The following is a 21,556-nucleotide window of genomic DNA, read 5'->3' as shown; positions in this document are numbered from 1 at the left end:
GAACTTACTAATTTATTCTTATGCAAAATAAAAAAGGTTCCTGACAGCTGTCAAGAACCTCCACGTTTCTTACTTATTTTAGTTCCCCTACATAAATTGATTGTGGGCGGAAAATAGTATTGTCTCTAATTTGCTCAATTGCGTGTGCTGTCCATCCAACCATTCTTGCTGCACTAAATGTTGGTGTAAATAGTTCCGCTGGCATGTCAATAGAACGCATAATCGCTGCAGCATAGTATTCTACATTTGTGTATAATTTGCGCCCCGGCTTATGTTCTGCTAGTAACTCAATAATCTCCTTTTCAGCTATAGTCGCTATGTCTAGCCAAGGATCTTTCCCTTGTAGATTAAGGCATTTATCTCTCAGTAAAATAGATCGAGGGTCTTCAGTTTTATAGATGCGGTGACCAAAGCCCATAATTTTTTCACCGCTCGTAATCTTGTCTCTTACAATATCTCTAATCATTGTAGGATTTTTAAACTCATTGAGTAGTGAAATTACTCCAGAAGGCGCACCACCATGCAATGGTCCCTTCATTGTTCCTAATGCTGATGTTACTGCTGCAGTTAAGTCTGACTCGGTTGAAATAGTTACTCGAGCAGCAAATGTCGATGCATTCAAACCATGCTCCATCGTCAGCTTTAAATAAGTTTCAAGTGCTTCAACTTGCACATCTGTTGGCACTGCCCCATTTAACATCCATAAATAGTTTGCTGTATGGTTAAGCTCTTGTTTAGGTTCAACTATCGGTAATCCTTTTTGATTTCGGTAATGCCTTGCAATAATAACTGGCAATGCAGCCGTTAAAATTACTGCCTGCTCCTCTAGCGTTTTTTCCTTAAATTCTGTATGTGCAAAGGCAGATATTGCTGTTCTCATGGCATCCATTAAAGAAACATCGCTTGGAAGAGCATCAATAATGGCGATTATATCATTTGGTAACACTCTATATTCTTTTAATGATGCCAAACTTGTATTTGCTCTTTCCCCTGACCATAAAAAGCTTGCGATATCTTCAAATGTCCCTTCATTTATAAGCTCATCTACCTTCACACCTCGGTATCTAAGCTCACCCTTCTCCCCGTCAACTGATGCAATTTTTGTATGAACGGCAACTACATCCTTTAGTCCCTTTTGAAACATACGAAACGCCTCCTTTTTCTTTATTATATTTCAAAACATTGATAACAAAAATTAAATATATATAATTATATTAATTAAAAAAATTAATTGAGTGGGTGTATATATGGAATACCATTGGTTAAAAACATTTTGTGTAGCAGCAGAAACATTAAACTTTCGAAAAGCCTCTGAAAAATTAATGGTTTCTCAGCCTAGTGTAACTGTCCATATTAAATTGCTTGAAGAATATTTAGGTACCCCTCTTTTCGATCGAGTAAACAATCGTGTTTCTCTTTCAGACGCTGGTAAATTTTTTCTTCCAGAAGCTATGCGGCTTGTCCAACAAACAGATCATAGCGTCAACAATGTACGTGCATTCGCACAAGGGTATCGACGAAAATGGACTATTGCCATTTCTCCGCTTATGGCAGAGACAATCCTTCCTTACTTTTTAAAGACTTTCTTAAAGCGTCATCCAGACTTAGAGATAAATATTCGGGTAGAGGAATCCAATCTAATTGAGGATTTAGTAGATACAGGTGAAGTAAATATAGGAATATCAGCAATTGATTCTCAGAAAAAAAATATAGAATCTATTTCTATTTATGAGGATCCTATTCTATTTTTAATGCCATACGATGGTTTTGATGAAGAAAATGGACCCCCAATAGATATTAAGGATATTCTTCAAAAAAATTATCTTTTTACACACCATCATCCTGTGTTTTGGGATGAACTGTTATTAAAGCTGAATAAGCATGTAGTTGGATTAAGAACGATGAAGGTTACGCAGGCACACATAACTAAACGCTTTATACAAGAAGGACTCGGTATATCCTTTCTTCCTCACTCTATTGTGAGACGAGAATTAATCGAGGGAAAGATGATGCAACCACATTTTGATTTGTTTGAACTGCCTACAGTTTCTACATTTATAATTGTTAAAAAGAAGGGGGTGCTCGAAGAAGAGTTTATATCCCAAATTTCCAAATATTATTTTGGGTAAAATAAGCATATGTATGAGCAGGAACTTTCTTCATACTTTCACTTTCAAATCAAAACAAAAACGTAAAAAAGTTGCTGTTTTTTACGTTTTTGTTTTATTGATTACCTACATCAGCATCTTTTATCTACAATTACTCTAGAATAGTGACATCAACTATTTCATCAATCTTTATTTCATAAAAACGATAGGGATCGTCTAACTCAAGAACACGCCTATTTAAATCAATCCATTGAATCGTTCCACGATGATATAAAAATTCTCCATCCTTCCAACGTTTAACTTTTATATCTACATTTCTTTTCATAGCAATTTCTATTTGTTCCTGAATTGCCTCGTAGTCGAATTCGTTTAGATCTGGGCGTGGAACTTTTTTTATCTCCTCATGATAGTCTCTCAGCATTGTTACATGTTCTGGCAACATCATGGCCACCCATTTTTTTGAGCCTCTATCACGTATTTTAGATAAATCAAACTCCTCGAAATTAGTCATCTCCATCACCTTTCTTTTTTGACTATTATACAGAACACACGTTCTTAATACAACCGCCAATTTATACCTAGGCATGAAAACCCTTTACATAATAGTTATCCTTAAGAAAGTAATTGCTTAATAAAAAGTCGCCATTATTGCCAGCAATATTATTATTAATGTTTTTTAAAATGGATATTTATGTTAAATTTATAGTAGGTTCTATATTACAGAGAGGGAGATCAAGATGATTGCAACTAACAAAAATAGTAATACATTAAATAATTTTGTGTATGCATTTTACTTATGCTAACAGGATATGGAGTGAGTTATTTTAATAATCAACTTTTTAACGGATTTGGTACATTTATTTGGTTTACTATTTTCATTTTATTATCCATTAGTTTTAGTTCGGTTAGAAATTTAATTGTACCTTTAATAAACTTCAAGCCATTTAAAAGTTCTTGGACATATCTATATATGTTAGTAGGAATTATGATCCCCTACCTAATATTAAAGTTAAGCGTTCATTATGAAATTCTAATGGACCGAAGTCTTATCGTTAATTATAAAAATGGTTGGCTTGAGGGTCCCAACCAACTTTCCTTAATAGATGCTGTCATCTTAGCTCCAATTTGGGAGGAGCTTCTTTTTAGAGGGGTACTACTATTTGCTCTATTGAAAGTGGTGAAGCCTGTATGGGCTGTAGTTTTAACTTCAATACTTTTTTCTCTTTTCCATCCTGCCTACCTATTCCTTTCACTTATTGCAGGGATTTTATTAGCTTGTATTACTATAAAAACTAAGTCTGTCATACCCTCCACGGCTATTCATTCAACCTGGAACTTATATACTGGAAAGCTATTTCTTTTCTTTTAATTGATTGGCGCATTTTAATATAGCAATTCAAAAGGGAGTAAATTAAAAAAGGCCCTGCATATAGCAGAGCCTCGAATAAATACACTACATTAATTCTTTTGCTAGCAATCGGTAAACATCTAGTCGCTTTTGTTGAGAGTGTGGAATACTACAAATCATCACTTCATCAAAGCCATAATGTGCCTGCTCCTCTTGAAGAGTGTTAGCTACTTCTTTTGCAGATCCTACTAAGTGGATTTTGCGGTTTTCTTGAATCATCATCCGATCCATTTCGGTTAAAGGATAATTTTGTGCCTCTTCCGGTGTCATAAGCTGGCTAATCTGTCCTTTCATAAGTGAAAGTCTAGAAATATCTTGAGGTAGCGCCTCAAATTCCGCCTCTTCCTTAGTTTCTGCAACAGTTACTAAATAGGTTACATTGATTTCTGGCTTTTCCATAAAGGCTGAAGGTTTAAAATTCGAACGATAAGCATCTAAAATTGTTGGAGTCATCCCACCCTGGAAGAATTGAGCAAATGAATAACCTAGTCCCATTTGTCCAGCCTTAATCGCACTGTTCCCAGTAGATCCAAGTAGCCATGCTTCAGGAAGTACGACGTTCGATGGTGATGCAATAGTTCTATTATAGACACTGTCCTCAGGTATCTCATCATTTAAAAGCTCCAGTGCTGTCCCTAACTTTTCGTATAAATTATTCACCATAGGCGGACGTCCTTCTGAAAGAGCGTACATCGCATAGTTGTCCCCGCCCGGGGCACGTCCTACTCCAAAGTCAATTCTTCCTGGAGAAAAAGCACTTAATGTTTTAAATACCTCCGCCAGCTTCAGCGCTGAGTAATGCATCATCATTACTCCACCCGTTCCAATTCGAAGATTAGTCGTTTTCGCAGCAAGTTGAGCAGCAATAATTTCTGGAGCTGAGCTTGCAAAAGCACTTGTTCCGTGATGCTCCGCCATCCACATTCGGTGATAGCCGAGCTCATCAGCTAAAATTGCTAGTTCTTCTGCTTTTTTCAATGCATCTATTGCATTATTTCCTTTAGTGATCGGTGCTTGATCTAAGACACTTAATTTCATATATATATTCGCTCCTTCGTTTGCAATACATTCTCTACTTTCTATTTAAATGCTATAGAAATAGTAAGAAAAAGTAAACGAAAGGGTCTTGGAATTTCCTAAATAGATAATAAGGGGAGCCTCTTTAAAAGAGACTCCCCACACCTAAAGAGCGGACACGCACCTACAGGTAAGAAAGTGTCACCTAAACAGATAAAAAAGCCCACCTTGGCGGACTTTTTTATTGGAATCGGTCGGTTTTTACACATAATCGGTTGGTTCGAGCCGATAATCGGTCGGTCACCCTGAATAATCGGTCGGTCACCCCGAAAAATCGGTCGGTCAACACTCACTCGAGACCATCCCTCAATTTATATCTAATTTTTGGACACCTATTGCTAGCTCTAGGTGTATTTTAGTATACTGAAGTATTTTCTTTCGAAATGTTTTCTAATATTTCTTTTACACGAGCCAAGAAACGACCACAAACTAGGCCATCTAATACACGATGATCAAGAGATAAGCATAGATTCACCATATCTCTAGCTGCAATCATGCCGCCCTCCATAATTACTGGTCGTTTTACAATAGATTCTACCTGAAGAATTGCTGCTTGTGGATAGTTAATGATCCCCATCGACTGAACAGAGCCAAATGAACCTGTATTGTTTACAGTGAAGGTACCGCCTTGCATTTCATCAGATTTTAGCTTACCAGAGCGGACTTTTCCAGCTAGCTCCATTACTTCTCGAGCAATGCCTTTAATCGTCTTTTCGTCTGCATGCTTAATTACCGGAACAAATAAGGCATCATCTGTTGCAACTGCAATTGAAATATTGATGTCTTTCTTTTGGATAATTTTGTCGCCAGCCCACATAGAATTCATCATTGGAAATTCTTTTAATGCTTGTGCAACTGCTTTCACAAAGAATGCAAAATAAGTAACATTAAAGCCTTCTTTTTGTTTAAATTCATTTTTAATCGAATCACGGTACTGTACTAGGTTCGTCACATCTACTTCAATCATCGTCCAAGCGTGAGGTGCCTCATGCTTACTACGAAGCATATTTGCAGCAATTGCTTTACGGACACCAGTTACTGGAATTTCGATGTCACCTGCTCCGACTGGGACATTAATAGCAGCTGGCTTTGTTTGAGTGTTAGTAGGAGCAGAAGCTATAGCCGCTTTTTCCTCCACCTTAGCCTCGCTAGCTGGAGCTGCTTGTGGAATGTCTCCACTTTCTATTATTTTAAGTAAATCTTTACGAGTAATTCTACCTTCATTACCAGTACCTGTGACTAAAGAAAGGTCGATATCATGCTCCTGTGAAAGTTTAAGAACTGCAGGTGAGTAACGAGCTTTTGCTCCTTTTGCACGGTCTGCTGGCGCTGACTGTGCATGCTTATTCACCTCAGCAGGTTTAACCGTTTCAGCAGTTGGTTCTTCAGGCGCAGCTTCCTTTACCTCTACGATTTCTTCAGAAGAGCCTCCTTCTGTTTCAATCGTACAAACGATTTCTCCTACTGCAAGTGTATCTCCTTCATTGGCAATTAGTTCTTTAATAACTCCCGTGAAGGAAGAAGGTACTTCTGCAGTAACTTTATCTGTATTAACCTCAGCAAGTGCGTCATACTTATTGACATGATCGCCTGGTTTTACTAACCATTTTTCGATTGTCCCCTCGGTTACACTTTCCCCAAGCTGAGGCATTTTAATTTGTTCTAGTGCCATATGGGTTCCTCCTTTATAGATCAAATTTGCTTAGGCGTTTTTCCATTAGCTTAATATTCCGCCAGCTCACGCATTGCTTTTTCGACTTTGTCTGGATTAATCATAAAGAATTTTTCCATGGTAGGCGCATATGGCATAGCTGGAACATCAGGACCTGCAAGGCGCATAATCGGAGCATCTAAGTCAAACAAGCAATTTTCTGCAATAATCGCTGCTACCTCACTAATAATACTACCTTCTTTGTTATCCTCCGTTACAAGTAATACTTTACCTGTTTTAGAAGCAGCTTCTATAATTGAATCTTTGTCTAACGGGTAAATTGTACGTAAATCTAAAATATGAGCTGAAATACCGTCTTTTTCTAAGCGTTCTGCAGCTTGAAGTGCGAAATGGACAGCTAATCCATAAGTAATAACCGTAATATCTTCCCCTTCACGCTTTACGTCTGCCTTACCAATTTCAATCGTATAATCGTCGTCCGGAACTTCTCCTTTAATAAGGCGATAAGCACGCTTGTGTTCAAAAAACATAACCGGGTCCTCATCACGAATAGCTGCTTTTAACAATCCTTTCGCATCATACGGAGTAGAAGGAATAACTATTTTTAGACCTGGCTGGTTAGCAAAGATAGCCTCTACAGATTGAGAGTGATAGAGAGCACCATGAATACCCCCACCAAAAGGAGCACGAAATACGATTGGACAAGTCCAGTCATTGTTAGAGCGGTAGCGAATACGAGATGCCTCCGAGATAATTTGGTTAACTGCAGGCATGATAAAATCTGCAAATTGCATTTCTGCGATTGGACGAAGACCATACATGGCAGCTCCGATTCCTACACCCGCAATAGCTGATTCTGCAAGTGGTGTATCTAACACTCTATATTCACCGAATTCATCGTAAAGTCCGTTTGTTGCTTTGAACACGCCACCCTTACGACCAACATCTTCCCCAAGAACGAAAACGCGCTCATCGCGGGTCATTTCTTCCTTCATTGCAAGTGTTATTGCATCAATATAAGACATGATTGCCATTATGCGTTCCCCCCGTCTTTTTCAGCATAAACATGTTTTAATGCATCTTCTGGAGCAGCATATGGTGCAGCCTCTGCATAATCAGTTGCCTCATTTACTTCCTTCATAATGCGGTCATTGATCTCTTTTTCTAAATCGGTAGAAAGAATATCTAAATCTCTTAAATACTTTGCAAATGTAATAATAGGATCTAAAGCTTTTCCTTCTGCAATGTCTTCTGCCGTACGGTATTGTCTATCATCGTCATCTGATGAATGAGCTGTCAAACGGTAAGTAACGGCTTCTATAAGACTTGGTCCTTCTCCGTTTCTTGCGCGGTCAGCAGCTTCTTTTACTACTCTGTATACCTCGATTGGATCTTTACCATCCACCGTTACGCCTGGCATTCCGTAGCTACTCGCACGGTCTGCAACATTTTTACTAGCAACCTGACGCTCAAAAGGAACTGATATCGCATATTTATTGTTTTCCACCATTGTTATACAAGGTAATTGATGTACTCCTGCAAAATTTAAGCCTTCATGGAAATCTCCTTGGTTAGATGAACCTTCTCCTAATGTAACAAAGGTAATGAAGTCTTTCTTTTCAATCTTGGCAGCTAAAGCAACACCAACAGCATGAGGTAGCTGCGTTGTAACTGGTGATGAGCCTGTTAAAATACGATTTTTCTTTTGCCCAAAATGTCCTGGCATTTGACGACCGCCAGAGTTTGGATCCTCTGCTTTAGCAAATGCTGATAGCATTAAATCTTTTGGAGTCATACCGAAATGTAAAACTACCCCCATATCTCGATAGTAAGGAGCGATATAATCCTTTGTATTATCTAAAGCAAATGCCGCCCCTACCTGAGCTGCCTCTTGTCCCTGACAAGAGATAACGAATGGAATTTTACCTGCACGGTTTAACAGCCACATACGCTCATCAATACGGCGCGCCATTAACATCGTCTCGAACATTTTTAATACATCTTCATTTGATAACCCTAATTCCTCATGACGATTGTTTGTCATATAGAGATCCCCCTTTTTTTACATATGAATCGCTTTACCATCAACAGCTAACGCTGCTTCTCCCATTATTTCACTTAAGGTTGGATGTGGATGAATTGTATGTGCCATTTCCCAAGGAGTAGCATCTAGAACCATAGCCAAACCAGCCTCTGAAATCATATCTGTGACGTGAGGTCCAATCATATGAACTCCTAAAATATCATTGGTTGCTTTATCGGCCACAATTTTAACAAAGCCATCCGATTCACCGTATACAAGAGCCTTACCAATTGCTTTAAATGAAAACTTGCCTACCTTTACATCAAATCCCTTTTCTCTTGCCTGTTGCTCTGTAATTCCTACACTTGAGCTTTCAGGACTTGCATAAATACAGCGAGATACAAGATTGTAATCCATTGGAATAATGTCTTCTCCAGCAATATGCTCTATCGCTGTAATCCCCTCATGGCTTGCTACATGTGCCAATTGAAGACCACCAATTACATCGCCAATGGCATATATATGAGATTCTTTTGTTTGAAATGTGTCAGAAACCTGAATAAATCCATTTTCAATCACGATATCTGTATTTTCTATACCAATACCTTCTGTGTTTGCTTGTCTACCAACAGATACAAGCATTTTCTCAGCAGTAAATGATTGAGTTTCCCCATTAACTTCAGCAGATATTGTAACTACGTTGTCTGCTGTATCTAAAGTATCTGGAAGTACTTTTGCATTTGTTGCAAATGTGATCCCCTTTTTCCCTAGAAGCTTTTGCATTTCTTTAGAAATATCTTTGTCTTCCGTAGGAATAATTCGATCAGCGTATTCGATTACTGTTACTTCTACTCCAAAGTCGTTTAGCATGGAAGCCCATTCTATACCGATTACTCCTCCACCAACTATGAGAATAGACTTAGGTAGCTCTGTCATTACTAACGCTTCATCCGAAGTCATCACTAGAGATCCATCTATTGACAAACCTGGCAAAGAGCGAGGGCGTGAACCAGTGGCAATGACTACATTTTTCGGGATAAGCATTTCATTTTCTTCACCATTGTTCATCTCAACCGAGACGGTCCCCCCAGGAGACGGAGAGAAAATAGATGGCCCGAGCATTCTGCCTGTTCCTTCATACACATCAATCTTGCCTTTTTTCATCAACCCCTGAACTCCTTGGAATAATTGGTCCACAATGGATTCCTTTCGGGCTTGCACTCTACTAAAATCTAATGTTACTTCACTTGTATTTACACCAAAGTCGGCTGCATGATTTTTAGTAGTAGAAAAAACCTCGGCACTTCGAAGTAATGCTTTACTTGGGATACAGCCTTTATGTAAACATGTACCACCTAGTTTGCCTTTTTCAACAATTGCTGTTTTTAAACCTAGTTGAGCTGAGCGAATGGCAGCTACATACCCACCAGTTCCTCCACCAATAATTACTACGTCGTATTCTTTTGCCAAATGAATCGTCTCCTTCCAAATAAGAAGGCCGGCTTTACAAGGAATCTATAAAGTCGGCCAATTTGCTGCTAGGATATAATTATTGATTAACGGCCATTTAAAATATGTTTTCCGTTTTGTAGAAATTGACTACGAGATTTGCTTACACGCGCGATACGCTCTTCAGCTAAACGGTCAGCAGCAACATAAGTTGGAATCCCGTCACGTTTTGAAATTTCAAAAATACGTTCAATTTTGTCATAGATACCTGCCACGCGTTTCATCGCACGGTCATGGTTGTAACCATATAATTCATCTGCTACATTGATCACTCCACCAGAGTTAATAACATAATCTGGTGCATAAACGATACCCATTTCATGAATCATGTCGCCATGTGTTGTATCTTTCAATTGGTTGTTAGCTGAACCAGCAATTACTTTAGCTTTCAACTGTGGAATCGTAGCGTCGTTAATAATTGCTCCAAGTGCACAAGGAGCAAAGATATCTACGTCCTGTGAGTAAATTTCATCTGTACCGACTTGTACTGCACCGAATGCTTCTACTGCACGATCCACTGATTTTTGGTTAATATCAGCAACGATTAACTTTGCGCCTTCTTCATGTAGGTATTCACATAGCGTATAAGCCACATTCCCAACACCTTGTACGGCAATTGTTTTTCCTTCTAATGAATCAGAACCAAATGCTTCTTTAGCTGCAGCTTTCATCCCAACGTATACGCCATAAGCTGTTACAGGAGATGGGTTACCTGAAGAACCAAACGCCTCTGAAATACCAGTTACGTAGTTTGTTTCTTCATGGATAAGGTCCATATCTGCAACTGTTGTGCCTACATCTTCCGCTGTAATATAACGTCCATTTAACCCCTGGATGAAACGTCCAAATGCACGGAACATTTCTTCATTTTTATCTTTTAATGGATCACCAATAATTACAGTTTTTCCTCCACCAAGATTAAGTCCTGCTGCCGCATTTTTATAAGTCATACCTTTAGCAAGACGAAGAGCATCCTCAATTGCTTCTTCTTCCGAAGCATAATTCCACATACGAGTACCACCAAGAGCCGGTCCTAATGTAGTGTCATGAATAGCAATAATCGCTTTAAGTCCTGAAGTTTTGTCTTGGCAAAATACTAATTGTTCATAATCATAAGTTTCCATATATTTAAAGATTTCCATTTGTAGTTCCTCCTAGTAGTTAAATTGGTGCTTGTATAAATGATTTATAGTAAATACCCCTATTTACGTGAACACTTTCCTTTTACACCAGATTGTGTTTTTCTAGCTTGTAATATAATGAGCGAAGAGAAATACTTAACTTTTTAGCTGCTTGTGACTTATTGCCATCGCAAATTTTAAGCGCTTGGGCGAGTACTCTTTTCTCCATTTCATCCATTTGGTCCGCAAGTGGAGCAATCGAATCTTCATCCTCCCCTTGTGACAACTGGAGCATCGATTTTGGTAAATGCTGTTCATCTACTAATCGTTCATTCGATTGAAGAAAAATCATGGAGCGGCTAATAATATTCTCTAACTCTCTGACATTACCTGGCCAATCGTAAAGACATAAGGTTTCGAGAGCTTCCTCTGAAAATCCTTCAATGTTTCTCCCAAACTCTTGGTTAAGTTTAACGAGCAATCGTTCTGCAAGAAGCGGAATATCCTTTTTTCTTTGTCGTAAAGAAGGTATATAAATCGGCATTCTATTTAACTGAAAATAGAAATCCTCCCTAAAGGTGCCATCTCTCATTGCCTTTTCCAAGTTAAGACTACTTGCAGCAATGATACGAACATCAACCTGCTTCGGGGTTGTGGCCCCGATAGGTATGATAATATTATCTCGCAAAACCTGTAGGAGCTTAGCTTGAGTTTTCTTAGTCAACTCACCAACTTCATCTAAGAAAACCGTGCCTTTATATGCTTCTTCTAATTTACCAGGATATTTGATGCCATCTTCCTCATATCCAAATAATTCACGTTCTAAAAGATGTTCCTCTAAAGAACTGCAATTAACTCGGATAAAAGGATAGCTTGAACGCCCACTTTCTCCATGAATGGCATGAGCAAACAAATCCTTTCCTGCACCGACCTCTCCCCTTAAAAGGACGGTAATTGGAACGTTAGCTGCTAGTTTAGCTTGTTCTATTGCTAAATTAATCTCATCTGAAGTCCCGACTATGTCTTCAAATGAATAAGTTGATTCTAGTGTTCTGATAATAGTTCTTGCGCGATCTAATTCCTTCATTAAACCTCGCATTTCAGTCATATCGTGAATAACACCGACACTACCCTTTAACTGGTTATTCACAATAATTGGAGCTACATTAACAATAACGTCCTTTTCTTGTTTTCCAACTCGAAGATTGACACCTCTAATAGGTTTTTTAGATTGAAGGACCTTTAAATGTATACTTTCGCCCTCCGAAATGTCGGCAGTAGCCGGCTTTCCTATTACCTCTTCTTCACTAAATCCAGTGATACGAGTGTATGCGGGATTTATCAATATACCTTTTCCTTCTTCATCCACTACCGAAATGGCATCATCACTTGAGTAAATGATAGCCTCGAGCATTTTTTGAATTTCCGTAAGGTTAGTAACTTCCTCTGCAAGACGAACGACCTCAGAGATATCCTTAAAAACCGCAAAAGCACCAATTCTTTTTCCTTCTTCGTTTACCATCGGGTATCGAGAAGTGACTATTTTGGTACCGCTTTCAAGAGTAAGTTCTTTGTGAAGCTCAATCTTGCCAGTTTCAAATATTCTCGGTAATTCACTTAAAGAGATTACATCTGCTACATGCTTACCTAGAGCATCCTCAACAAGAATTGAGGTCATTCTTTCGGCACTCTTATTGAAAAAGTTAACAATACCTTGGCTATTAATGCCAATCATTCCTTCTTCAATAGAATTAAAAATGAGTTCCTGTAATGCTTTTTTCTGATCAATAATTTGAATATATTTGTTTTTCTCTTCTATTAATGTAACAATTAAGTTGGCTATCTCGCCAGGAATCAGTACAGCTGTAGCCGGCCTATTTTGAAGTAATTCATAGAAAACTTCCTTTCGACCAGTCACATCAATAATGATTTGAATATCATTGCTTAACAAGCTTTTCCATTCCGAATAGGTTGGTATATTTTGTTGTTTAGCGTAGATCATTCCAGGAGCCTCTTCATTAATATCAACAATAGCAGTAACCTGAAGGTAATCTGCCTGCTCTATTAACTTGAGAAGTGCATATCCACCGTTACCAGCACCTACAATGAGTATGTTTTGCAAAAATATGCACACCCCCACTTTTTTTCTGCAACTTATTGCATTTCTTCTATATCATACCGTAACTTTCTGACATTGACAATCCTAAACTTGGATGTAAAATTAAAATAGTAGAGAACAGGAGTGAAAAAAGTGGCTCGTTTATTGGCTTTAATCGTATTATTAATACCTGGAATTTTAGCAGCATTTGGAATCAAACTGATGAGAGATACATTTTTTGGTCTACAAATACTTCCACTTGGTGGATTAGCGGTACAGTTTATTTGTGGTCTTCTATTTACAGTTTTAGGTTTAGGATTTTTCGCAGGATTTCTACTCAATAGAGATAGAAAAAATGGAAAAGTTGCTCCACGATTTCAAAAGAAAAAGGACAATGACTTATAATTAACGCACTCAAATAGCCTGATTAGTGTCCACAGTTAGTCTTTATCTATTGATGAAGTATCAAATAAAAAAATAACGTTAAAAAAAGACACTCTCTGTCCAAAATGAACAGAGAGTGTCTCAGAGTGTAGACAAAAGGGTTGGAAATCGAAACGATTTCCAACCCTTTTGCTATTATCACAGTTTACATTCTGGAAAAAGAGCTAATTCAACTCTCGATTTTTTTGTTTTACGCCATTTTTGGCATTTTCCAGGTCCAGCTGGCCAACTTCTTAAGATTTAAGGCAGCAAAAGTTAGCATCGCCTGCATGGACAATTTTTTAAGACCCTTTAAGGTTGTCCATCGCATACCATGCTTTTCTTTGGCATCGGCAAAGACACGCTCGATCGTCTCTTTACGCTTCCCATAAATTTCTTTCATTTCATAGTTATGACGTAAGTCCTCAGCTACATCCAAATAATCTTGCCAGATATGACGTTGAATCATCTTTTGTTTATTCTTACTCTGCGTGCATTGGTCAATCACTGGACACGTGGCACAAATAGAAGGAGTTGAGGCATACTGGCGATAACCTTCCTTCGTTGTTGTTCGGTAGTTAAGAACCTGTCCTTCGGGACAGAGATAGCAGTCATAATGTTCGTCATAAACATACTCGTGTTTTTTAAAGAAGTCTTCTTTTGTCATTGGTCGTTTGTACGGAAGTGCAGGAAGGACATGATTCTCTAAAAGGAAATTCGCAATAGCTGGTGTCTTGTAGGCTGCATCAGCGGCAACAACGACTGGGCGTCCCACCCGGTCGATGACCTTCTGAACCAGTGGTTCAAGCATATGGCTGTCGTGAACATTTCCAGGTGTGACAATGTTTGCAAGCACAAAACCCTTCTCGTCTGTTGCAGCATGAAAAGAATAGGCGAACTGCTTTGTCCGTTCATCTTTTACGTAGTAACCACTTTCAGGATCTGTTGTCGATTCCTTAATCTCCTTGTACTCTTCCTTTTCAAACTTTTCAGGTGGGAATGGTTTCTTCCCATGCTTTTCCCGGTCGAGGTTGAGCTCCTCCTGGAGCCTCTTTTCATAAGCCCGCGTCTCTTTACGAACAACCTTCTTCTCAAACTTTCTCTTATTCGCACTAGCTTTCACATGGGTCGAATCAATAAAGACATGATCCGGGCTTAGGAGCCCACGATCTGCGACCTCCTTTAATACTCTGTAGAAAATCTGCTCAAATAGATCTGTGTCTGCAAAACGACGGACATAGTTTTTCCCGAAAGTTGAGAAATGGGGAACCTCGGTATGGAAACCAAAGCCTAGAAACCATCGGTATGCCATGTTGGTTTCAATCTCTTTAATGGTTTGGCGCATGGACCGTATACCAAAGGTATATTGGATAAAAGTCATCTTGATAAGTACCACTGGGTCGATACTAGGTCTCCCTATTGTCGAATAAAGATTTTCAACCAATGGATAGATAAAGGAAAAATCAATTGCCTCATCTAACTTACGAACAAGGTGGTCTTGTGGTACCAACTGTTCAATAGTCAAGATTTCTAATTGTTCGCGTTCATTGGTTTGATTTTTCGTCATCATATCCATCACCTCATTCATTTTTTAGAAGGCCCCGTTGATTGGAGCGAAGAACGGCGACTCCAGCGGGAACAGCGCGAGCTGAAGACCCTGGACTGAGCGCAGCGAGGGAAGCGGCTGAAGCCGTGCCCGCGGAAAGCGTCCGTTCGTAGCGGAAATCAACTCTTCCTCGCGTTACTTCTATTTTAAAAGAAAAAAGACTGTAGGCAAACTCCAAAATTTTTGGAGTTTGTCTACAGTCTGAGACACTCTCTGTCCAAAATGAACAGAGAGTGTCTTTTTTTGCTTAAAGAGCTCATATTTGGGGCATTCACCCTTATTCGACATAGTATAACGAGCTTCAATACTCATTTTAGCAAAGTTATTTATCTTTTGGTCCGATTTTGCTGTTCGATTACTTTCCTTGGATAATCCGTGATCCAGCCAATAACCGCCTCATGAGGATTTATCAAATATTTCTCGGTACCCTTAATGTTATAAAAACGCATGGGAAATCCGGCATCCCAAATCTTGTTCATCAGGTCAGTCCCGTAAAACTTTTTGTTAAGATGTATTGCCTCATAGTTCCGGTTAGACAATATCTGATCCCAACTAGAACTCTTTTTACCAATGAAAGCTGTTTTTGTTTTTATAGGCATTCTTTGAATAACTTCTAGAATGCTTTCTTCAAAGGAAGAATAATGCACATCCTTAATAGCCTCGGTCTTATAGACAACCTCTTCAATTTTTTCGGTTTTGCCAAGAAAGGATTCCTTGAATTCCACGTTTAACTTCATATTTGTTTGCTTAAAAAATGTAAGAAAATCCTCTAAGCTCAACACTCGTGAATATAAAAATCTGCGCACAATTGTTTTCCCGAGCTTTAGCTTAAGAATTTCCTCCGCTGCCATATCAGTGATTCTTTTATTGATACCAGCTAGTCTAAAAAAGTCTATATCATGGGTCACGAAAGCAATTCCATCTGCTGAAAGCTGTAGGTCCATTTCAATACCATCTACACCTATTTTACTTGCAGCTTCAAAAGACTTTAAAGAATTCTCTACATACTTTGTCGCTCCACCTCTATGAGCGTATACAGGTATATTAGACATTTAACTCCCCATTTTCTAACTTAAATTTTCCTTTTGTAGTACTTGCTACGAAGGTAGATTTATTACCTATTTGTATATAGGTACCCGGATTAGCTTCTTTTGTAACATTCACATAGTATTCCGCTTTACTTCTTAACATCCTTAAAATTCGTTGGATTTCCTTATCAGCTTCTTTCATTTCTTGCTGTAGCAGATTATATTTTTGTTTAACCTGTTCATACATTCCATTTTGTTGCGTTGTCATTTTGCCTTTGAACTGACCTAGCTGACTGATTTGATAGTTTAATTTAGTCGATTCTTCTTGATACTGTACTATTTTTTCTGCTAGCATCTTTGCATTTTCAGTTAAAATTTTTCGATCGATTCCCTGTACAATTAACTCTGTCTTCCTTTCCATACTATTACTACTATATGCCGTAGTAATCGAATGAACTGCCACAGCTTTTCCACCAATAATCTTCCCTTTACGTTCGTCCAATATAATTTCATTGGCAAACATAGAAACACCTAGGGCATAGAAACCGATATGTATATTTTCCTTTGCGTCTAATGTACATTCATTTGCATGTTTAAGATATATATTATTATGAGCTTCCACCTTTGTTACTCCCCGTCCGAAAATGCCTCCTTTTATAAAGACATCTCCTTCAGCAGACTTGATCAGTTCAGCTGAATTAACGCCATCTTTCCCTTCAATAGATACATCTCCAGAAGCAATTACTGAATAGCCAGCCATTACAGTGCCCTTCACTTGAATTGACCCATCGAATTTCAAATTTCCTGTTTCTATACCGACATCTCCGTCAACTACCAAATGCTTTAATACAGAGAGAACCCCATTTACTTCTCCAATTACACCTTTTGTTTTCGAGCGAAGTACAATTTTTCCTCCCTCTTCTATTTCGTAGGCTGTCTTGGGATCGTATTTAAGGGTGATGTCGTCTCCAGGAGCAGCTTTAACAGTTTCCCCATATAGATTCGTTCCATCCACCCCTTCTTTAGCGGGTATTTTCTCTCCTAACCATGAGCCCTCATGGATCTCTTTTAAAAAATTCATATCAAAATAATCTGCTTTACCATCTTCATTAATAACCGGTTTTTTTTCAGCCTGCGCTAAATAGCTTACTTGTGCATCTAAACCTTTCTGAGGTGGTGTACCTTGAGCTATAATAAACGGTTTTCCGGGCTTTAAAGACAATATATCTATGTTTTTTTTGCCATATGTAATATTATTTTTTTCTAATGCAATATGTATTTGAGATTGTACTTCTATTATATTTTCTTCAATATAGCTTGTTGATTCATTAACAGTTATAAGTGCCTGCATATAGTCTAAGCTAACATCTAACTCAACCAAATCAATCCAATTTCCAATTTCGATTGGTTCCGTAGACTTACCCGATAGAGCTTTTTTTAATGTCATAAAGCTTGTAATTTTAAAGCGAGGATTTTTTCGAGGATATTCTTCAAATTTTTTCAAACTGTATCCTTCTCTTTTGGTAAAAAGAAAAACCTTACCATCCTTTACAGACAAGGTTATGTGATCATTATCTTCTATTATCAAGTTTCTCACCCATTCCATATTATCTTAACTACTTACTTCATGTATTTTGAAATGACTCCTTTATATTTGAAATCTAAATTCACACATAAAAATACTTACTTCCAAAACTTCTAAGTCTTAATGACTATTCGAAGAACAAATCATTGTACTTATTTAATATATATGATTAAGTCGGATAATACCATGAATTTTCTGGAAATTAGTTAGTTAATCTCATTTTATCATAGTAATAAAATTCATTCATAAATCTTTTTCATTTTGGGAAAACAAAAAGCACCTTTTTCTACGGAAATATCCATAAAATAAAGGCACTATTTACTGGTAATCAGTATCAGTTATAAGAGTATTCTAACCCTTTCAGCTAGCCATGTTCTCCATGCGAATTTTATCTGCGATCATCACGATGAATTCATTATTAGTAGATTTAGATAAGAGACTTGAACTCCTACGGATATTTTCATATTTTTGATTACATGAGATATACAGAGGGAAAGATTAAAAACACAACTGCAGGGAAATTTCAATCTACTTATGCTATGTAACCAAATGATTTAATGGAAAAAAATACAGGTTATATATAAGAAATCTTTCCAATGGGGTGGCACCAAGTATGATTATGTTATCCTAACAATGTACCCTAGATTTTAATTTACCTAAATATTGAAGATGAGAGGAAGAAACCCAATGTCACTAACTCCAATTGAAAAAGCTAAAAAGATATTACGAGGTATTGAAGAAGGCGACTTTTTATTTGATATGCACGGCCAATGGAGACACGAATATTATGACGATTACTTTAAATATTTTAATCATCCTGATCCCGAATTACGTAAGTGTTCTCTTATTATCTTTTGGTCTGGTCTTGGAAAAACGTGGCAGGGAACGGGTACTGTCTTCGCACCACTTAAAGAAAGAGAAGAATATGGATATGCTGATTCAAATAAAATTTATCTTTTCGAAGATTACATTAAATCATTCTTAGAAAATAAAGAAAGTATAAAAAAAGATTATCCGTTACTATATGAGGACTTGATAAGGTTTTTAATAAAGTTGGATATTCAAAAACGATTTGAAGATTCATTTGTTGAAGTTGATAAGGAACTTTTTGTAGAACTTAGAAAAGTCCTAGATGAATATAAAGATCTAGATGAATTTGGTGAATATTGTTTTGCTGATTACAATGAAATATATAAAGAGTGTGGATTTCCACCATTCTATTGGAAATGATGAATTGACACTGCAAGGGTTTTACCTTTGTAGTGTTTTTTTAAAATGGAAGGTATTATCAGAGGTATGATTTTTTAAACTTCACCTTTTAGGGAGAATCAAATAAAAACTCCTCCTTCAAATAAATCAAAAATAATTTAATGGATTTTTCATAAGATGAAAGTGTTTTTTTAGATTAGATCTTTACTTACAATACGTCAGAAAATCTTCCAAATAAAATTCTAATTCTGTGATTTTCATATTTTTCATCCTTTTTGTAAAAACACAAAAAAACCAGCGAATCAAATAATTCGTTGGCTTTGTTGATATTAGTTTATAGGCTTTGAAATACAGATTAAGTCAAAAAATTCAGAAGTTGGTTGGTTTGTACTTCCCGGCAAACCGCGATTCTATCCCTCTCAGCTAGCCATGTTCTCCATGCGAATTTTATCTGCGATCATCGCGATGAATTCTGAATTAGTAGGTTTAGATTTTAAGTGATGGACGGTATATCCAAACATTTTAGAAATAGTTTCATAGTTACCTCGGTTCCATGCTACTTCAATGGCATGACGAATAGCGCGTTCTACACGGGAAGGTGTTGTTTGGAATTTCTTTGCTATTTCAGGATATAAAACTTTTGTAATTGATCCAAGCAGCTCAATGTCTGAATACACCATTTGAATTGCTTCTCGAAGATAAGAATACCCTTTAATATGCGCGGGAACACCCATTTCTTTAATAACATTTGTAATGGTGTTATCGATCATCCGCTTGTTTTGTAGTGCTTCTTTTTCTGGGTTTAACTTAACTGGCGCTTCCTGCATGGATCCCTGTCTTCCAGCGACTTGAATAATCTGTGTTACAAGACGGTCAAATTCAAAAGGCTTTAGCATAAAGTAAGAGGCACCTAAATCCACTGCTTGTTTCATCACATCTTCCTGGCCAAAAGCAGTTAACATAATAACCTGTAATCCCTTTAGCTTATCATTTTTTTGGAGTGAGTCTAATACAGCAATTCCATCAAGATGTGGCATGATTATATCTAACAATAAAACATCTGGTTTAATATTTTCTAACATTTCCAAACATAATTTCCCATTATAAGCGGTACCAATAACTTCAATTTCAGGGTGTTGTTCAAAATATGAGTCCATTGTCCGTATTAGATCTTTGTTATCATCGACTATTGCTACTTTTATTTTCTCCATTAAAATTCATCCACCTTTTGTAAGTTTTTACATAATTACTATTCGCTAATTTTTCCCTACTTCCTTTATTAATTTTCAAAATGATTCTTTCCTATTACGATTCCGAGGTATTATGACAAATTGTAAATCTTTTCTTCTCATTTGTCGAATTATAGTTATTTACATTTTAAGCTTTTATACAAGAAAAGCGCAAGCGCCTATTTCTGCCCCGACAGGCAAATGGGAAAAAGCGAGGAGGCAGTCCCTCAGCCACCACAAACGCTCTTGTTTGCGACAAGCTTGCGCAGGAGCACCTTTTATCCATTTGACCCCGAGGGGCAAGGCTGCTTGCGCTAGACAAAATAGAAAAGCGCAAGCCGCCTATGTTTTTTTATCCATAGGTTTTCAGAATTTATTTTATAATTTGCTAAGCAATTACAAAAGGCTACACCCAAATGGATGTAGCCTTCATAAAATCATGGATTTTTCTTCATCATCTCTGTTATAGCTAAAGCAGCCCCGTTTTTTGGTTTATCCACGTACATATGAGTAACAACCCCAATTATTTTGTCAGCTTGAAGAATTGGGCTTCCACTCATGCCTTGAAGAATACCACCAGTCCTTTTAATGAGCTGGGAATCAGTTACCGTAAACTGAAATAGATGTCCTTCCACAGATGAGATATTTATTGTAAAGTCCTGCACTTTCTCACCATCGATTGATGTTCGCATAATTGCTTTACCTGTCGTTATTTCTTCTTTTTCTGCAACTGACATTTGTTGCATCGGTATATTTGCTAATGCTTTGTTTTCTAGCTTGCCAAAAACCCCATAAACATTATTTTCATTTACTCCCCCTATAGGTGGAGTGTTGTTTTCATGCGAAGTAATCTTATACCCAGGTTTTCCTGGAATACTTTTTTTGATTTGTTGAATGGAAGACAAATAAATAGAGCCTTCTGAGAATTTTGGAGTAACGCCAGAAGAATGGTCTACTATTTGATGCCCAAGTGCACCAAATTCATTTGTTTCTGGGTCATAATAAGTGAGCGTTCCTATTCCTTCAGTTGCATCTCGCAAGAAAGGGAATAATTTCATCATTTGATCTGGCGTAATATCTTTCGTATACATTTTTTTATCTCGCTCATACTGGATAATAATTTGTTTCTTATTTTTTAATTGCCTTTTTAAATCATCAATGTTAGATACCGTTTGGTCATTTATTTGATGAATTGCATCACCAGATTTTAGCCAATAGTCATCTTCTAACAACACATCGTGATTAAGAAACACAGATCCATACTGGAGGTCGATCTGAATAGATTGCCCAAGTGGAACAACTGTTATTTTTGAAGCGAATGCAGTGGTGCTTAGAAAGAACAAAGTAAAGAAAAGTATTGGCAAAAGCGACCAAATTCGATAGCTTTTTTTCATATTTCACCTCCCATACATCTTACTATGTCCTTTGCTGTGAACTCTATGTGAGGTAAATAATTGATA

18 protein-coding genes are annotated in these 21,556 nt (G+C 37.4%); 4 read left to right on the top strand and 14 right to left on the bottom strand.

Annotation, left to right across the window (positions count from 1 at the left end):
* Window positions 1-73: 73 nt before the first annotated feature.
* Window positions 74-1,144, bottom strand: coding sequence for a citrate/2-methylcitrate synthase (locus MKY09_RS08530; RefSeq protein WP_342568069.1), 1,071 nt, complete (start codon window positions 1,142-1,144; stop codon window positions 74-76).
* 103 nt (window positions 1,145-1,247) lie between these two features.
* Here MKY09_RS08530 and MKY09_RS08525 point away from each other — a divergent pair, with 103 nt between their 5' ends.
* Window positions 1,248-2,129 carry a LysR family transcriptional regulator gene (locus MKY09_RS08525; RefSeq protein ID WP_251556920.1) on the top strand — a complete coding sequence of 294 codons (882 nt, stop codon included), beginning with the start codon at window positions 1,248-1,250 and terminating at the stop codon, window positions 2,127-2,129.
* Between the two features lie 130 nt (window positions 2,130-2,259).
* Here the strand turns inward: MKY09_RS08525 and MKY09_RS08520 are convergent, their stop codons facing one another.
* Complete coding sequence (locus MKY09_RS08520; protein WP_298472639.1) at window positions 2,260-2,619, bottom strand: YolD-like family protein; 360 nt, start codon at window positions 2,617-2,619, stop codon at window positions 2,260-2,262.
* 459 nt (window positions 2,620-3,078) lie between these two features.
* On the opposite strand from MKY09_RS08520, the gene MKY09_RS08515 reads away from it, so the two are divergent.
* Window positions 3,079-3,477: a CPBP family intramembrane glutamic endopeptidase gene (locus MKY09_RS08515; protein ID WP_298472641.1), complete on the top strand. Its 399-nt coding sequence runs from the start codon at window positions 3,079-3,081 to the stop codon at window positions 3,475-3,477.
* An 84-nt stretch (window positions 3,478-3,561) separates the two neighbouring features.
* On the opposite strand, the gene MKY09_RS08510 is transcribed toward MKY09_RS08515, so the two are convergent.
* The 7 genes from MKY09_RS08510 to MKY09_RS08480 all read right to left on the bottom strand — a co-directional run bounded on the left by MKY09_RS08510 (window position 3,562) and on the right by MKY09_RS08480 (window position 13,040).
* On the bottom strand, window positions 3,562-4,554 hold the full coding sequence (locus MKY09_RS08510; RefSeq protein ID WP_298472644.1) for an LLM class flavin-dependent oxidoreductase: 993 nt from the start codon (window positions 4,552-4,554) through the stop codon (window positions 3,562-3,564).
* Between the two features lie 394 nt (window positions 4,555-4,948).
* A complete protein-coding gene (locus MKY09_RS08505) occupies window positions 4,949-6,265 on the bottom strand; it encodes a dihydrolipoamide acetyltransferase family protein (RefSeq protein WP_298472647.1) in 1,317 nt (438 codons plus the stop codon).
* A gap of 50 nt (window positions 6,266-6,315) precedes the next feature.
* On the bottom strand, window positions 6,316-7,299 hold the full coding sequence (locus MKY09_RS08500) for an alpha-ketoacid dehydrogenase subunit beta (protein WP_169358154.1): 984 nt from the start codon (window positions 7,297-7,299) through the stop codon (window positions 6,316-6,318).
* Complete coding sequence (locus MKY09_RS08495; protein ID WP_342568068.1) at window positions 7,299-8,309, bottom strand: thiamine pyrophosphate-dependent dehydrogenase E1 component subunit alpha; 1,011 nt, start codon at window positions 8,307-8,309, stop codon at window positions 7,299-7,301. The genes MKY09_RS08500 and MKY09_RS08495 overlap by 1 nt, the downstream gene beginning before the upstream one ends.
* 18 nt (window positions 8,310-8,327) lie before the next feature.
* Entirely contained in the window at window positions 8,328-9,758 is a 1,431-nt protein-coding gene (gene lpdA / locus MKY09_RS08490; protein WP_342568067.1) for a dihydrolipoyl dehydrogenase, read from the bottom strand.
* A gap of 86 nt (window positions 9,759-9,844) precedes the next feature.
* Complete coding sequence (gene bcd, locus MKY09_RS08485; protein ID WP_169358151.1) at window positions 9,845-10,939, bottom strand: branched-chain amino acid dehydrogenase; 1,095 nt, start codon at window positions 10,937-10,939, stop codon at window positions 9,845-9,847.
* Between the two features lie 82 nt (window positions 10,940-11,021).
* Window positions 11,022-13,040, bottom strand: a complete 2,019-nt coding sequence (locus tag MKY09_RS08480; RefSeq protein WP_342568066.1) for a sigma 54-interacting transcriptional regulator — start codon at window positions 13,038-13,040, stop codon at window positions 11,022-11,024.
* A 129-nt stretch (window positions 13,041-13,169) separates the two neighbouring features.
* Between MKY09_RS08480 and MKY09_RS08475 the strand changes: the two genes are divergently transcribed.
* Window positions 13,170-13,421, top strand: a complete 252-nt coding sequence (locus MKY09_RS08475; RefSeq protein ID WP_169358149.1) for a DUF2627 domain-containing protein — start codon at window positions 13,170-13,172, stop codon at window positions 13,419-13,421.
* Between the two features lie 229 nt (window positions 13,422-13,650).
* Here the strand turns inward: MKY09_RS08475 and MKY09_RS08470 are convergent, their stop codons facing one another.
* From MKY09_RS08470 to MKY09_RS08460, 3 genes are all read right to left on the bottom strand, one after another.
* Complete coding sequence (locus MKY09_RS08470; RefSeq protein ID WP_342568221.1) at window positions 13,651-15,009, bottom strand: IS1182 family transposase; 1,359 nt, start codon at window positions 15,007-15,009, stop codon at window positions 13,651-13,653.
* Between the two features lie 362 nt (window positions 15,010-15,371).
* Window positions 15,372-16,097 carry a glycerophosphodiester phosphodiesterase family protein gene (locus MKY09_RS08465; protein ID WP_251556909.1) on the bottom strand — a complete coding sequence of 242 codons (726 nt, stop codon included), beginning with the start codon at window positions 16,095-16,097 and terminating at the stop codon, window positions 15,372-15,374.
* Complete coding sequence (locus MKY09_RS08460) at window positions 16,090-17,577, bottom strand: FapA family protein (protein WP_342568065.1); 1,488 nt, start codon at window positions 17,575-17,577, stop codon at window positions 16,090-16,092. The genes MKY09_RS08465 and MKY09_RS08460 overlap by 8 nt, the downstream gene beginning before the upstream one ends.
* 768 nt (window positions 17,578-18,345) lie before the next feature.
* Here MKY09_RS08460 and MKY09_RS08455 point away from each other — a divergent pair.
* Window positions 18,346-18,888 (top strand): hypothetical protein, encoded by a 543-nt coding sequence (locus tag MKY09_RS08455; RefSeq protein WP_251556903.1) that lies wholly within the window; start codon window positions 18,346-18,348, stop codon window positions 18,886-18,888.
* A gap of 398 nt (window positions 18,889-19,286) precedes the next feature.
* Here the strand turns inward: MKY09_RS08455 and spo0A are convergent, their stop codons facing one another.
* Window positions 19,287-20,078, bottom strand: a complete 792-nt coding sequence (gene spo0A, locus MKY09_RS08450; RefSeq protein WP_342568064.1) for a sporulation transcription factor Spo0A — start codon at window positions 20,076-20,078, stop codon at window positions 19,287-19,289.
* A gap of 455 nt (window positions 20,079-20,533) precedes the next feature.
* Complete coding sequence (locus MKY09_RS08445; protein WP_169358144.1) at window positions 20,534-21,490, bottom strand: SpoIVB peptidase S55 domain-containing protein; 957 nt, start codon at window positions 21,488-21,490, stop codon at window positions 20,534-20,536.
* Window positions 21,491-21,556 lie beyond the last annotated feature (66 nt).

The sequence above is a fragment of the Psychrobacillus sp. FSL K6-4046 genome (genome assembly GCF_038624605.1).
GTDB lineage: Bacteria > Bacillota > Bacilli > Bacillales_A > Planococcaceae > Psychrobacillus.
The sequence above is the reverse complement of the archived record's forward strand: the minus strand, read 5'-3'. Positions and strand labels throughout refer to the sequence as shown.

Bases quoted from the DNA above. Each gene is read 5' to 3' on its own strand.
- MKY09_RS08525 (WP_251556920.1), top strand. From the start codon at position 1,248: ATGGAATACCATTGGTTAAAAACATTTTGTGTAGCAGCAGAAACATTA.
- MKY09_RS08470 (WP_342568221.1), bottom strand. From the start codon at position 15,009: ATGATGACGAAAAATCAAACCAATGAACGCGAACAATTAGAAATCTTG.
- spo0A (WP_342568064.1), bottom strand. From the start codon at position 20,078: ATGGAGAAAATAAAAGTAGCAATAGTCGATGATAACAAAGATCTAATA.
- MKY09_RS08505 (WP_298472647.1), bottom strand. From the start codon at position 6,265: ATGGCACTAGAACAAATTAAAATGCCTCAGCTTGGGGAAAGTGTAACC.
- MKY09_RS08510 (WP_298472644.1), bottom strand. From the start codon at position 4,554: ATGAAATTAAGTGTCTTAGATCAAGCACCGATCACTAAAGGAAATAAT.
- bcd (WP_169358151.1), bottom strand. From the start codon at position 10,939: ATGGAAATCTTTAAATATATGGAAACTTATGATTATGAACAATTAGTA.
- MKY09_RS08465 (WP_251556909.1), bottom strand. From the start codon at position 16,097: ATGTCTAATATACCTGTATACGCTCATAGAGGTGGAGCGACAAAGTAT.
- MKY09_RS08515 (WP_298472641.1), top strand. From the start codon at position 3,079: ATGTTAGTAGGAATTATGATCCCCTACCTAATATTAAAGTTAAGCGTT.
- MKY09_RS08530 (WP_342568069.1), bottom strand. From the start codon at position 1,144: ATGTTTCAAAAGGGACTAAAGGATGTAGTTGCCGTTCATACAAAAATT.
- MKY09_RS08445 (WP_169358144.1), bottom strand. From the start codon at position 21,490: ATGAAAAAAAGCTATCGAATTTGGTCGCTTTTGCCAATACTTTTCTTT.
- MKY09_RS08500 (WP_169358154.1), bottom strand. From the start codon at position 7,299: ATGGCAATCATGTCTTATATTGATGCAATAACACTTGCAATGAAGGAA.
- MKY09_RS08455 (WP_251556903.1), top strand. From the start codon at position 18,346: ATGTCACTAACTCCAATTGAAAAAGCTAAAAAGATATTACGAGGTATT.
- MKY09_RS08520 (WP_298472639.1), bottom strand. From the start codon at position 2,619: ATGACTAATTTCGAGGAGTTTGATTTATCTAAAATACGTGATAGAGGC.
- MKY09_RS08495 (WP_342568068.1), bottom strand. From the start codon at position 8,309: ATGACAAACAATCGTCATGAGGAATTAGGGTTATCAAATGAAGATGTA.